Raw genomic sequence first — 12,217 nt, 5'->3', positions numbered from 1 at the left:
TCAACTCAAAAACAGGAAAAGATCATGTTCAAGCCTATGGCCCTGGCCGCTGCTGTCCTCACCGCTTTCAGCCTGAACGCCTTTGCGGCGAAAACCGAGTTGACGGTGTACACCGCCCTCGAAGCCGAACAACTGAAGACCTACAAAGAAGCTTTCGAAAAGGCCAACCCGGACGTCGAAATCAAATGGGTGCGTGATTCCACCGGCATCATCACCGCCAAACTGCTGGCCGAAAAAGCCCGTCCGCAGGCTGACGCCGTGTGGGGCCTGGCAGCTTCCAGCCTGGCGATCCTTGATCAGCAAGGCATGCTGCAAAGCTATGCACCGAAAGACCTGGGCAAGATCGGCGCCAACTACCGCGACGCGGCCAACCCACCAGCCTGGGTCGGCATGGACGTCTGGGCCGCGACCATTTGCTTCAACACCGTCGAAGCCGAGAAGCAGGGCCTGACCAAGCCCGTGAGCTGGCAAGACCTGACCAAGCCTGAGTACAAAGGCAAGATCGTCATGCCGAACCCGGCATCGTCCGGCACCGGTTTCCTCGACGTCAGCGCCTGGCTGCAAACCTTCGGCGAGAAGCAGGGTTGGGCCTACATGGACGGCCTGCACCAGAACATCGGGCAGTACGTTCACTCCGGTTCCAAGCCTTGCAAACTGGCGGCGGCTGGCGAATTCCCGATTGGTATTTCCTTTGAATACCCGGCCGTTCAGCTGAAACGCCAGGGCGCACCGCTGGACATCATCCTGCCGAAGGAAGGCCTGGGTTGGGAGATCGAAGCGACTGCGGTGATCAAGGGTACTGCCCACGAAGAAGCGGCGAAGAAACTGGCTGACTTCTCCGCCAGTCCAGAGGCGATGGAACTCTACAAGGAAAACTTCGCCGTGCTCGCCCAGCCTGGCATCGCCAAGCCACAGACCGAACTGCCGGCTGACTACGAACAGCGCCTGATCAAGAACGACTTCGCCTGGGCTTCGAAGAACCGCGACGAGATCCTGACCGAATGGCGCAAGCGCTATGACGGCAAGTCAGAGAAAGTGGCGGCCAAGTAGGTCTTTATCGGCTGACAGGGCCTCTTCGCGAGCAAGCCCGCTCCCACATTGGAACGCATTCCCCTGTGGGAGCGGGCTTGCTCGCGAAGACGGTTTCACATTCAGGACAAGACTCCATGACACAACACAACGACATGCTGATCGTCGGCGCCGGCATCCTGGGTTTGTCCCACGCGTATGCCGCCGCCAAACGCGGTCTGAAGGTCAGGGTTTTCGAGCGCAGCGAAACGCCTGTTGGCGCTTCGGTGCGCAACTTCGGCCAGGCACTGGTCACCGGCCAACCGCCAGGACCAATGCTGGAACTGGCCCGCGCCAGTCGCGGGATCTGGTGCGACTGGGCGCAGCTCGCCGGCCTGCAACTCAAGCGCAATGGCTCGTACCTGTTCGCCCGCAACGAGGCGGAAGAGCAGTTGCTGGAAGCTTTCTGCGACGGCCGCGCCGTCGAACACGGTTACCGCGTCGACCTGCTGCGCGGCGCCGCGCTGCGCGATTTGTACGGCGGTCAGTTCCGCCATCACCGCGCGGCCTTGCATGGTATGGACGATCAGCAGCTGTATTCCCGCGAAGCGATTCCGGCGCTGATCGATTTCCTGCGCCGCGACCTGGGCGTCGAGTTTCACTTCTCTACCCTGGTACGCGATATCGAGCCGGGCCGCCTGCACAGCACCGCCGGCAGCTTCAGTGCCGGGCAGATCATCGTCTGCTCCGGCCACGATTATCAGACGCTGCTGGCCGAACAGATCGCCGAACTCGAGCCGCAAATCTGTCGCCTGCAAATGCTTCGCGCGCGCCCGCAAATCAACCTCAACCTGCAACACGCGCTGCTCACCGGTTTGAGTTGCGTGCACTACGGCGCCTTCGCCGACTTGCCGGAGGCCGGCGCGGTACAGGCAGAAATTCTGCGGTACGCGCCGCATCTGCACGAGAACGGTATCCACCTGCTGATCAGCCCGACGCCCTATGGTGAATTGATCATTGGTGATTCGCACCATTACGGCAGCGATCCGTCACCCTTCAATGCCGAGCAGATTGACGACTGGATGATCGAGCTGGCCGAGCAGACCCTGGGCTGCAAGGTACAAGTGGTCGAGCGCTGGCAGGGGGTCTATGGTTCACGGGGACCGGGACCGTTCTCGTTTCTGCGCCCGGCAAAAGGCCTGAGCGTGGCGTTGATGCATACCGGTGTCGGCATGAGTGTCGGGCCAGCGATGGCTGAACGAAACATCGCAGCTGTGTTGGGGGAAATCTGATGGCGCGCAATGAACAAGTCGTCGCCGAAGTATTCAGTCTGTACGAGCGTTTTGGTGACAGCGATTACATCGGTGAACCGGTGTCGCAGATCGAGCACATGTCCCAGGCCGCTGAGCTGGCCATTGCCGAAGGCTTCGATGATGAAGTGATTCTGGCGGCGTTCTTTCACGACATCGGGCATATCTGCGCTGAAAGCGCGGAGAACATGGGCGGCTTAGGCGTGGTCAGTCATGAGCGTCTGGGTGCGGATTATCTGCGCCGCGCCGGATTCAGCGAGCGCATGGCGCGGTTGGTCGAGTATCACGTGCAGGCCAAGCGTTACCTGACGCTCAAGGAGGCGGGATACTACGAGCGCCTGAGTGAAGCCAGTCGCCGAACCCTGGAATATCAGGGCGGGGTGATGACGGCTGAAGAGGCGCAGGCGTTCGAGCAGGACCCGCTGTGTGCCGTGAGCTTGCGCATGCGCCAGTGGGATGAACTGGCGAAAGAGATGCATGTGCCGGTGATTGATCTGGCGGTGTTGAAGGACAAAGCGGTGCGTTTGTTGGCTGCATGAAGCCTTTGAACCGAGGCGCGGCCTTCGCGAGCAAGCCCGCTCCCACATTGGATTTGCGTCTGGTCACAGATTGTTGTTCCAGCACAAAAACCTGTGGGAGCGGGCTTGCTCGCGAAGAGGCCAGCGCTCACACCATAAATCATCGGTCATGCCACTAAAGCTGCTGCGCCAACCCCTCAACCTGCTCCTGCCGCTCCGCCTGATTCAATTTTGGATGAGGATTGAGCGACGACCACTGCGGATGCGCCCGCGCCTTGTTCAGCGCTTCGGGCAGTTTGCCTTCGCGCCAGGTTTTATCCTGTGGCGTGGCGACCTGAATACTGTCCATCGCAGCGTGCCCACGGGCATTAAGCGCTTGCAGCAATTGCCGCTGACGTAGCGCCAACAGCCGCAGCACGTTGTCATCCACCGTCAATTCACGCTGGCCCTTGATTTTACCGAGCAAACGGCTGCCGTAACTGCGCGCGGTTTGCAGGGCGCCGCCAGCGATGGCCCCGGCGAGTGCCGCCGCGCCCAGGGTGATGCCACCCACCAGCAGATCAACCCCGGCCCCGGCGGCCGCGCCGGCTGCGATTCCGCCACCGACTCGCACGCCCAATTGTTTCAGGGTTTCCGGATTGAACAAGTCGTCGCCCCAACGGCCGTCGAGCAGCGGCAAATCACTGGCGGCGGCATCCTGTGGGCGGAAGGCGTAGAGCTTGAGCAGGGCCTCGACGCAACGCTGCTCGCGCTGGCGTACGGCTTTGCGTAGTTCGCTGATCGCCTGTTGTTCCTGCTCGGCCTCACTGACCACACTGCGTCGGCAGGCCGCGCAATCGATCAATAATTCGGCAATCAACCGCGCCGCACTTTGCTGGCGAGCCAGACGCTGGGCTTGCTGATCGGCGATCAGGCGTTCGAGCTGCGGCCGGGCGGATTCCAGCAACAGGGCGAGACTTTCATAGAGTCGACGCTCGCCATCCTCCGGCGGCGCGACGCTGTCAAAGCGCACCAAGGCATGCAAGCCAAGCCGCGCCAGTGCTTCACGCCATGCCGGCTCGCGGTGGTTGGCGCTGCTGACGAAGTTCAGTACCGGCAGCAAGGGTTTGCCACAACTGGCCAGCACTTCCAGTTCGTCGCGATACTTGGCCAACACCGGCTCCCGGGCGTCGATCACATAGAGCCCGGCGTCCGACGCCAGCAACTGGCGCAGCACCTTGGCTTCCTGTTCGAAGCGTTGCCGGGCTTCGCTGCCATCGAGGAAACGAGTCAGCCGCGCCGGGCCGTCGAGGCGTTCGCCAGGCCGCTCCAGGCGTTCGAGGTAGTCGAGCAGGGCGATGGCGTCTTCCAGGCCGGGAGTGTCGTAGAGGTCGAGCAAGGGCTCGCCGTCCACCGACAACCGTGCACCTTCGACGTGCCGCGTGGTGCTGGGGCGATGGGACACTTCACCGAAGCCGACGTCGCGGGTCAGGGTACGCAGCAACGAGGTTTTGCCGACGTTGGTGTGGCCGACCACGGCGAGTTTCAGCGGCTGCTTCCAGGTATCAGTCATGACCCGTCTCCAGCCAGTTCATCGGTGCACAATCGGCAAACGGCAGCTCAAGCTGTTGCAGCGCCACGTGCCAGTCGCCCAGGCGTTCAGCGTCCAGTGCTTCTCCGGGTGGTGCCTGCAACAACCACACGCGGGTGGCGCTGGCACTGCGCGCCAGTTCGGCAATCAAGGCCAGGCTGCCGCGATCCGGCGAACGCCGTGGATCGCACGCAATGGCCAGGCGCGCGGGGGGAAAGCGACTCAGTTGTTCGAGGAGTTTGTGTCTCGATTCGCGGCTGTCGAGGATGCCGGCGTTGCTGACGGTTTTCGGCAATTGCGGTGGCCACGGGCGGTCGTCGTCCAGTTCGATGGCGACCAATAGAGCACCATCACTTTGTTGTTCACTGACGCCGCTTTCCACGCGATGCAGTTGGGCCGGTGCCGCATCGCTGACGCCGAGGCGCTCACTGGTGGGCATCAAGCGTTCGCGCAGTTGTGCGTAACCAGGCAGGTTCAAATCCAGGCGCAGCGCCGCCTGCCCGGATTTCCAGCGCCACAGGCAAAACAGCGCGAGCAGCAGGCGCGGCAAAACGCCGTAGACCAGCAGAACGCCCACCAGCCACGCGGCCCAGGCCTGGCGGGCGCTTTCGATGTTGAGGGCGGCGTCGCCACTGGCGCGGATCATCTCCTCGGTGGGCACGCTGAAGCCGAGCAGGGCCGGCAGCGCGCCGAGGGCCTGGGTCACGGCAATAAAAGTATCGGCGCCGAGGATGGTGGTTTCCCAGACGAAGCCATAGCGCCGGGTCGCCATCAACGCCAGCAGGATCACCAGCGCGCTGAGCATCGCCAGCAACCACAAGCTGTTGACCAGCACACCGATTGCCCAGCGGTTGAGTTTCTGCCGTTGCAGCAACAGCAGCAGAGCCGGCGCCAGTTGTGCGGCTTTGGCGTCCCGGGCGAGTTTTTCGCTTAGCCACAGCCACAGGCGTCCGAGGCTGGCGCCGTGTTCACCGGCAAACACCAGGCCCAAGGCCCAGCTCAGCAGCAGGATCAAATTGAGCCCGAGCAAGCTGCCCAAGGCCCAGAACACATTCACCGGGTGCAGGCCGTCGCCCATGGCGGCAAAGGCCAGGCCGGCCCCGCTGATCACCGCCAGCACCGCCATGACGATCAGCGCCAGTCGTGCACCTTGCAGCCAGTGTTTGAGGGCCGTAACCAGGCCATCGCGTTCAGCCAGCCACAGGGCCCGGCGTTGAATGCGCAACGGTAAATCGCCGCCGGTGCTGCGGGCCAGTCGGTTGGCTTCAAGGTCTTCCAGAGGGCCGGCGTACTCTTCGCGCAGGCGGATGGTTTCTGTCAGCCAGAGGGTATTGAGTTCAGTCACGCGGCATCCCGTCGCTTAATTGAGCAGTGAGCATAACCGCTGTGACGCTTATCGGCGAAAGCGAGGCTCTGGTATCCTCGCCGGCATGACTAAATCACTCCCCCTCAGCCTGATCGCAGCCCTCGGTGAAAACCGTGTGATCGGCGTCGACAACAGCATGCCCTGGCACTTGCCGGGGGACTTCAAATACTTCAAGGCCACGACGCTCGGCAAGCCGATCATCATGGGTCGCAAGACCTGGGATTCCCTCGGTCGCCCGTTGCCGGGCCGTTTGAACATCGTGGTCAGCCGTCAGGCGGATCTGGTGCTGGAAGGCGCGGAGGTTTATCCGTCGCTCGAAGCCGCTGTGGTTCGCGCCGAAGCATGGGCGAAGGAACAGGGCGTTGATGAGCTGATGCTGATTGGCGGGGCGCAGTTGTATGCGCAAGGGTTGGCGCAGGCTGATCGGTTGTACCTGACCCGCGTGGCGCTGAGCCCGGAAGGGGATGCGTGGTTTCCGGAGTTTGATTTGAACCAGTGGAAACTGGTGTCGAATGTGCCGAACCCGGCCGAAGGCGACAAACCGGCGTACAACTTCGAAGTCTGGGAAAAAGCCTAAAGATCGCAGCCAGCGGCAGCTCCTACAGGATCAGCGCATTCACTGTAGGAGCTGGCGAAGCCTGCGATCTTTTGATCTTTCTTTGCCACGAAAAGATCGCAGCCTGCGGCAGCTCCTACGCGTGAGCCAACTCCGAATGCTCATCCGCATCCAGCAATTCTTTATCAGTCTGCTGCATCACCTGACTGGTAATCGCCCCCGCCGTCATCGAGCCACTGACGTTCAACGCCGTACGCCCCATATCAATCAGCGGCTCGACCGAAATCAGCAACGCCACCAGTGACACTGGCAAGCCCATCGCCGGCAACACGATCAACGCCGCAAAGGTCGCACCGCCGCCAACCCCGGCCACACCGGCCGAACTCAGCGTGACAATCGCCACCAGCGTCGCGACCCACAGTGGGTCCAGCGGGTTGATGCCCACGGTCGGCGCCACCATCACCGCCAACATCGCCGGGTACAGGCCGGCGCAACCGTTCTGGCCAATGGTTGCGCCAAACGAAGCGGCGAAACTGGCGATGGACTGCGGGATACCCAGGCGACTGGTCTGCGCTTCGATGCTCAATGGAATCGTCGCAGCGCTCGAACGGCTGGTGAAGGCAAACGTCAGCACCGGCCAGATCTTGCGGAAGAAGCGTAGCGGATTGATCCCGGCGGCCGACACCAGCACGCCATGTACCACGAACATCAGGCCCAGGCCGATGTAGGACACCACCACGAAACTGCCGAGCTTGATGATGTCTTGCAGGTTCGAACCGGCGACCACTTTGGTCATCAGCGCCAGAACACCGTACGGGGTCAGCTTCATCACCAGGCGCACCAGACGCATCACCCAGGCTTGCAGGGTGTCGATGGCGTTGATCACTTTCTGACCTTTGTCAGCATCATCCTTGAGCAACTGCAGGGCCGCGACACCGAGGAACGCAGCGAAGATCACCACGCTGATGATCGACGTCGGCTTGGCCCGCGCCAGATCGGCGAACGGGTTTTGCGGAATGAACGACAGCAACAGTTGCGGCACATTCAGGTCGGCGACCTTGCCGGCGTAGTCGGTCTGGATGGTTTGCAGGCGCGCCATTTCCTGGGTACCGGCCACCAGGCCTTCGGCGGTCAGGCCGAACAGGTTGGTCAGACCGATGCCGATCAAGGCCGCGATGGCCGTGGTGAACAGCAGCGTGCCGATGGTCAGGAAGCTGATCTTGCCCAGCGATGAGGCGTTGTGCAGGCGGGCCACGGCGCTGAGGATCGAGGCGAACACCAGCGGGATCACGATCATTTGCAGCAGTTGCACATAACCGTTGCCCACCAGATCGAACCAGCCGATCGAGGTTTTGAGGACCGGGTTGCCGGCACCGTAAACGGTGTGCAAGGCCACGCCGAACGCCACGCCCAGCACCAGAGCGAGCAGGACTTTTTTCGCCAGGCTCCATGTGGTGTGGCGGGTTTGCGCCAAGCCGAAGAGCAGGGCGAGGAACACCAGCAGATTGAGGATCAGCGGCAGATTCATGAGAACTCCGAGTGAGACTTGTGCCAGCCACCTTCCGGGGCAGCTGCGAACCGGCAAGCCTAACAGCTTGAAAACTAATGAATTAATATCAAAAACGTATGGTGACTGTCGTTTTTGGAATAAGCGGATGTCGCTGTCAGAAATGCAACTGACGCGAAAGGGACGTGGGCGGTCGCTGACAGACGAGGACTGTCACACTTATTTGTTAGCGTCGATGTCTTTCATTCAGGGAGATATGCACATGAAGTTCGCACCGAAATTGCTGGCTGCAGCACTTTGCCTGGGCCTTGCCGGCCAGGTGCTTGCAACGGATCTGAAACACTGGCCCGCCGATCAGGCCAAGGCGCTGGAAGCGATGATCGCCGCCAACGCCAACAAGGGTAACTACGCGGTATTCGACATGGACAACACCAGTTACCGCTACGACCTCGAAGAGTCGTTGCTGCCGTTCATGGAGAACAAGGGCCTGATCACCCGCGACAAGCTCGATCCCTCCCTGAAACTGATGCCGTTCAAGGACACCGCCGACCACAAGGAAAGCCTGTTCAGCTACTACTACCGCCTCTGCGAAGTCGACGACATGGTCTGCTATCCATGGGTCGCCCAGGTGTTTTCGGGCTTTACGCTCAAGGAACTCAAGGGCTACGTCGACGAGATGATGGCGTCCGGCAAACCGGTGCCGGCGACTTATTACGAAGGCGACGTGGTCAAGAAACTCGACGTCAACCCGCCGAAGATCTTCACCGGCCAGCAAGAGCTCTACAACAAGCTGATGGAGAACGGCATCGAGGTCTACGTGATGACCGCCGCCTCCGAAGAACTGGTGCGCATGGTCGCGTCCGATCCGAAGTACGGCTACAACGTCAAGCCGCAGAACGTGATCGGCGTGTCGCTGCTGCTCAAGGACCCGAAAACTGGCGAGCTGACTACCGCGCGCAAGCAGGTCACCGCCGGCAAGTATGACGAGAAGGCCAACCTCGGCCTCGAACTGACCCCGTACCTGTGGACCCCGGCGACCTGGATGGCCGGCAAGCACGCGGCAATCCTGACCTACATCGATGAATGGAAAAAACCGGTACTGGTCGGCGGCGATACCCCTACCAGTGACGGTTACATGCTGTTCCACAGTGTTGACGTGGCCAAGGGCGGCATCCACCTGTGGGTCAACCGCAAGGACAAGTACATGACCCAGATCCAGGGCATGATGGCCAAGAACGCGGCGGCCCAGGCCAAGGAAGGGTTGACGGTGACTGCCGACAAGAACTGGGTGATCGTCAAGCCGGAAGAAATCCAGTAAGACCGGGTGCAACTACTGTAGGAGCGAGCTTGCTCGCGATGGTCGTTAACGATGACGCGTGCTTTCTGGTGCAGCGCGTCGTCCTTTCATCCATCGCGAGCAAGCTCGCTCCTACAAAGATCTCGGGTGAAGCACCGACTGTGTGAACACCGAAGATCCCCTGTGGGAGCGAGCTTGCTCGCGATGGGGCCAATCGGTGCAATGAAAGCCTCCGCTCGAACGACATCTCCTTACAGTCGCAACCTACGCATTCTTGCGTAGCGGCCTACGACTACGCCAGAATCCGCCGGCTTGTGCGCCTTACTCCCGGGCTCTACCGTCTACTCGTCGCTGAGCATCAGCGATCGGGTTTGGTAGCCCGGCTGTGTAGGGTGCAAAGCATCATGATTTGCAGGCGTTCTTACGTCTCTGCATTTTATGGTGGTCATGCACAGGGCGCTTTCGGGCGCGCCGGTTTCCTTACACCCCGGTCTACCAACCTGCGCATGGCCGCCACCCTTCGTTTGGTAGCGAGGGTGATGGCTCCTTGTCTTAATGTGTAGGGAGTTTTATCTATGCTCAAAATTACCCCCGATCCCCCAAATACCGACAACCTCTGCGCCCACATCAACACCACCCCGCGCAAACCCAGCCGAACATTCGTGATCGCCCCCGGCCTCGACACCGAAACCCTGTTGGCCCACGCCTGCGAATCCCTCGCCTCGGCCAATGTCATGGCCAGCGATTTCGCCGGATTGCTGGAAGGCTCGCAACGCAGCACGATGCTGGGGATTGCGCAGGTGATCATGCTGGGCGAGTTGGCGGTGAATCAGGCGTTGGATAACCTCGACCCGCAGGACTGATCGATGTGAGGCCCACTCGCCCACTGTAGGAGCGAGCCTGCTCGCGATGGTCGTTAACGATGACGCGTGCTTCCTGATTTAGCGCGGTGTCTTTACGTTCATCGCGAGCAGGCTCGCTCCTACAGGGGATCGGCGTAAACAAAAATGCCCCGCACTTGGCGGGGCATTTTCATGTTCGACGGTTAACGCTTACAGCCCGTCAAGCATCGCCTTGTTACGCACAGCACCCTTGTCGGCGCTGGTCGCCAGCAGGGCGTAGGCTTTCAGGGCGGTGGTCACTTTGCGTGGACGCACTTCAACCGGCTTCCAGCCTTTCTTGTCCTGCTCGACCCGGCGTGCAGCCAGTTCTTCATCGCTGACCAACAGGTTGATCGAGCGGTTCGGAATGTCGATCAGCACTTTGTCGCCGTCCTGCACCAGACCGATTGCACCACCGGCAGCGGCTTCAGGCGAAGCATGGCCGATGGACAGGCCCGAGGTGCCGCCGGAGAAACGGCCGTCGGTGAGCAGGGCGCAGGCTTTGCCCAGGCCTTTGGATTTCAGGTACGAAGTCGGGTAGAGCATTTCCTGCATGCCCGGGCCGCCTTTCGGGCCTTCGTAGCGAATGATGACGATGTCGCCTTCTTTCACTTCGTCAGCAAGGATGCCGCGCACGGCGCTGTCCTGGCTTTCGAAGATCTTGGCGTTGCCTTCGAACACGTGGATCGACTCGTCGACACCAGCGGTTTTCACCACGCAACCGTCAAGAGCGATGTTGCCGTAGAGAACGGCCAGGCCGCCTTCTTGCGAGTACGCGTGCTCGACACTGCGGATGCAGCCGTTTTCACGGTCGTCGTCCAGGGTTTCCCAGCGGGTCGACTGGCTGAACGCGGTTTGCGTCGGGATGCCCGCAGGACCGGCCTTGAAGAAGTGGTGCACGGCTTCGTCGGTGGTCTGGGTGATGTCCCACTTGGCGATGGCTTCTTCCATGCTGCGGCTGTGCACGGTCGGCAGCTGGGTATGCAGCAAGCCGCCACGGGCCAGCGAACCGAGGATGCTGAAAATCCCGCCGGCACGGTGCACGTCTTCCATGTGGTACTTCTGGATGTTCGGCGCGACCTTGCACAGTTGCGGCACGTGACGGGACAGACGGTCGATGTCGCGCAGGTCGAAATCGATCTCGGCTTCCTGGGCAGCGGCCAGCAAGTGCAGGATGGTGTTGGTGGAACCGCCCATGGCGATGTCCAGGGTCATGGCGTTTTCGAACGCCTGGAAGTTGGCGATGTTGCGCGGCAGTACCGACTCGTCATTCTCGCCGTAGTAACGTTTGCACAGCTCGACGATGGTGCGGCCGGCCTGCAGGAACAGCTGCTCGCGGTCGCTGTGGGTGGCCAGGGTCGAACCGTTGCCCGGCAATGCCAGACCCAGGGCTTCGACCAGGCAGTTCATCGAGTTGGCGGTGAACATGCCGGAGCACGAACCGCAGGTCGGGCATGCGCTGCGCTCGTACTCGGCGACTTTCTCGTCAGAAGCGCTGGAGTCGGCGGCGATCACCATGGCGTCGACCAGGTCGAGGCCGTGGGAGGCAAGTTTGGTCTTGCCGGCTTCCATCGGGCCGCCGGATACGAAGATCACCGGGATGTTCAGGCGCAGGGACGCCATCAACATGCCGGGGGTGATCTTGTCGCAGTTGGAGATGCACACGATCGCGTCGGCGCAGTGGGCGTTGACCATGTACTCGACGGAGTCGGCGATGATCTCGCGGCTCGGCAGCGAATAGAGCATGCCGTCGTGGCCCATGGCGATGCCGTCATCGACAGCGATGGTGTTGAATTCCTTCGCCACGCCGCCGGCGCGTTCGATCTCGCGGGCGACCAGTTGGCCCAGGTCCTTGAGGTGTACGTGACCCGGTACGAACTGGGTGAACGAGTTGGCAATGGCGATGATCGGCTTCTTGAAGTCGTCATCTTTCATCCCCGTGGCGCGCCACAGTGCGCGGGCACCGGCCATGTTGCGGCCGTGGGTGGATGTTTTCGAGCGGTAATCAGGCATGAAGCACTCCGGGCGGCTAATCAGGTATCAAAAGGGAAGTGAGCTTCTATTGACGTCTGGAACACTCAGAAATGGCCGCGTGTCCGGAAGTTGCCGATAACTTTGCGGGATCGCCGCGCGCTTCAGCTTGAGCTCATAAACCCGCCGGGGATGACTGGCGATGAATGTTCGCGATTCTACACGGCTGGCGG

At 61.3% G+C, this 12,217-nt stretch carries 10 protein-coding genes; 6 read left to right on the top strand and 4 right to left on the bottom strand.

What is annotated here, in order from left to right:
* Positions 1 to 24 precede the first annotated feature (24 nt).
* From AB4O40_RS16115 to AB4O40_RS16105, 3 genes are all read left to right on the top strand, one after another.
* Positions 25 to 1,050: a putative 2-aminoethylphosphonate ABC transporter substrate-binding protein gene (locus tag AB4O40_RS16115; RefSeq protein WP_015097240.1), complete on the top strand. Its 1,026-nt coding sequence runs from the start codon at positions 25 to 27 to the stop codon at positions 1,048 to 1,050.
* A 116-nt stretch (positions 1,051 to 1,166) separates the two neighbouring features.
* Positions 1,167 to 2,300, top strand: coding sequence for a TIGR03364 family FAD-dependent oxidoreductase (locus tag AB4O40_RS16110; protein ID WP_056726454.1), 1,134 nt, complete (start codon positions 1,167 to 1,169; stop codon positions 2,298 to 2,300).
* Complete coding sequence (locus AB4O40_RS16105) at positions 2,300 to 2,857, top strand: phosphonate degradation HD-domain oxygenase (protein WP_056726455.1); 558 nt, start codon at positions 2,300 to 2,302, stop codon at positions 2,855 to 2,857. Before AB4O40_RS16110 ends, AB4O40_RS16105 begins: the two co-directional genes overlap by 1 nt.
* 154 nt (positions 2,858 to 3,011) lie before the next feature.
* On the opposite strand, the gene AB4O40_RS16100 is transcribed toward AB4O40_RS16105, so the two are convergent.
* Together AB4O40_RS16100 and AB4O40_RS16095 are read right to left on the bottom strand one after the other, a co-directional pair.
* Positions 3,012 to 4,388 carry a GTPase/DUF3482 domain-containing protein gene (locus AB4O40_RS16100; protein WP_056726456.1) on the bottom strand — a complete coding sequence of 459 codons (1,377 nt, stop codon included), beginning with the start codon at positions 4,386 to 4,388 and terminating at the stop codon, positions 3,012 to 3,014.
* Positions 4,381 to 5,751, bottom strand: coding sequence for a DUF2868 domain-containing protein (locus AB4O40_RS16095; protein ID WP_409078165.1), 1,371 nt, complete (start codon positions 5,749 to 5,751; stop codon positions 4,381 to 4,383). The genes AB4O40_RS16100 and AB4O40_RS16095 overlap by 8 nt, the downstream gene beginning before the upstream one ends.
* A gap of 85 nt (positions 5,752 to 5,836) precedes the next feature.
* Between AB4O40_RS16095 and AB4O40_RS16090 the strand changes: the two genes are divergently transcribed.
* Positions 5,837 to 6,349 carry a dihydrofolate reductase gene (locus tag AB4O40_RS16090; RefSeq protein ID WP_056726458.1) on the top strand — a complete coding sequence of 171 codons (513 nt, stop codon included), beginning with the start codon at positions 5,837 to 5,839 and terminating at the stop codon, positions 6,347 to 6,349.
* 115 nt (positions 6,350 to 6,464) lie between these two features.
* Here the strand turns inward: AB4O40_RS16090 and AB4O40_RS16085 are convergent, their stop codons facing one another.
* The gene (locus AB4O40_RS16085) at positions 6,465 to 7,856 is read right to left on the bottom strand and encodes an L-cystine transporter (protein WP_460053855.1); all 1,392 of its coding nucleotides are present in this window, start codon (positions 7,854 to 7,856) and stop codon (positions 6,465 to 6,467) included.
* Positions 7,857 to 8,097: 241 nt separating this feature from the next.
* Here AB4O40_RS16085 and AB4O40_RS16080 point away from each other — a divergent pair, with 241 nt between their 5' ends.
* Both AB4O40_RS16080 and AB4O40_RS16075 read left to right on the top strand, forming a co-directional pair.
* On the top strand, positions 8,098 to 9,153 hold the full coding sequence (locus AB4O40_RS16080; RefSeq protein WP_223541314.1) for an HAD family hydrolase: 1,056 nt from the start codon (positions 8,098 to 8,100) through the stop codon (positions 9,151 to 9,153).
* Positions 9,154 to 9,707: 554 nt separating this feature from the next.
* Positions 9,708 to 9,995: a DUF6124 family protein gene (locus tag AB4O40_RS16075; RefSeq protein WP_460053857.1), complete on the top strand. Its 288-nt coding sequence runs from the start codon at positions 9,708 to 9,710 to the stop codon at positions 9,993 to 9,995.
* 189 nt (positions 9,996 to 10,184) lie between these two features.
* Here the strand turns inward: AB4O40_RS16075 and ilvD are convergent, their stop codons facing one another.
* Positions 10,185 to 12,026: a dihydroxy-acid dehydratase gene (gene ilvD, locus AB4O40_RS16070; protein ID WP_056726462.1), complete on the bottom strand. Its 1,842-nt coding sequence runs from the start codon at positions 12,024 to 12,026 to the stop codon at positions 10,185 to 10,187.
* Between the last annotated feature and the right edge of the window lie 191 nt (positions 12,027 to 12,217).

The organism is Pseudomonas sp. S2_F07 (genome assembly GCF_054668325.1).
This window is presented reverse-complemented; position numbering and strand designations above follow the sequence as displayed.

Excerpts from the sequence above, each read along its gene's own strand:
- AB4O40_RS16085 (WP_460053855.1), bottom strand. The coding sequence starts at position 7,856 with ATGAATCTGCCGCTGATCCTCAATCTGCTGGTGTTCCTCGCCCTGCTC.
- AB4O40_RS16110 (WP_056726454.1), top strand. The coding sequence starts at position 1,167 with ATGACACAACACAACGACATGCTGATCGTCGGCGCCGGCATCCTGGGT.
- AB4O40_RS16075 (WP_460053857.1), top strand. The coding sequence starts at position 9,708 with ATGCTCAAAATTACCCCCGATCCCCCAAATACCGACAACCTCTGCGCC.
- AB4O40_RS16080 (WP_223541314.1), top strand. The coding sequence starts at position 8,098 with ATGAAGTTCGCACCGAAATTGCTGGCTGCAGCACTTTGCCTGGGCCTT.
- ilvD (WP_056726462.1), bottom strand. The coding sequence starts at position 12,026 with ATGCCTGATTACCGCTCGAAAACATCCACCCACGGCCGCAACATGGCC.
- AB4O40_RS16090 (WP_056726458.1), top strand. The coding sequence starts at position 5,837 with ATGACTAAATCACTCCCCCTCAGCCTGATCGCAGCCCTCGGTGAAAAC.
- AB4O40_RS16105 (WP_056726455.1), top strand. The coding sequence starts at position 2,300 with ATGGCGCGCAATGAACAAGTCGTCGCCGAAGTATTCAGTCTGTACGAG.
- AB4O40_RS16115 (WP_015097240.1), top strand. The coding sequence starts at position 25 with ATGTTCAAGCCTATGGCCCTGGCCGCTGCTGTCCTCACCGCTTTCAGC.
- AB4O40_RS16100 (WP_056726456.1), bottom strand. The coding sequence starts at position 4,388 with ATGACTGATACCTGGAAGCAGCCGCTGAAACTCGCCGTGGTCGGCCAC.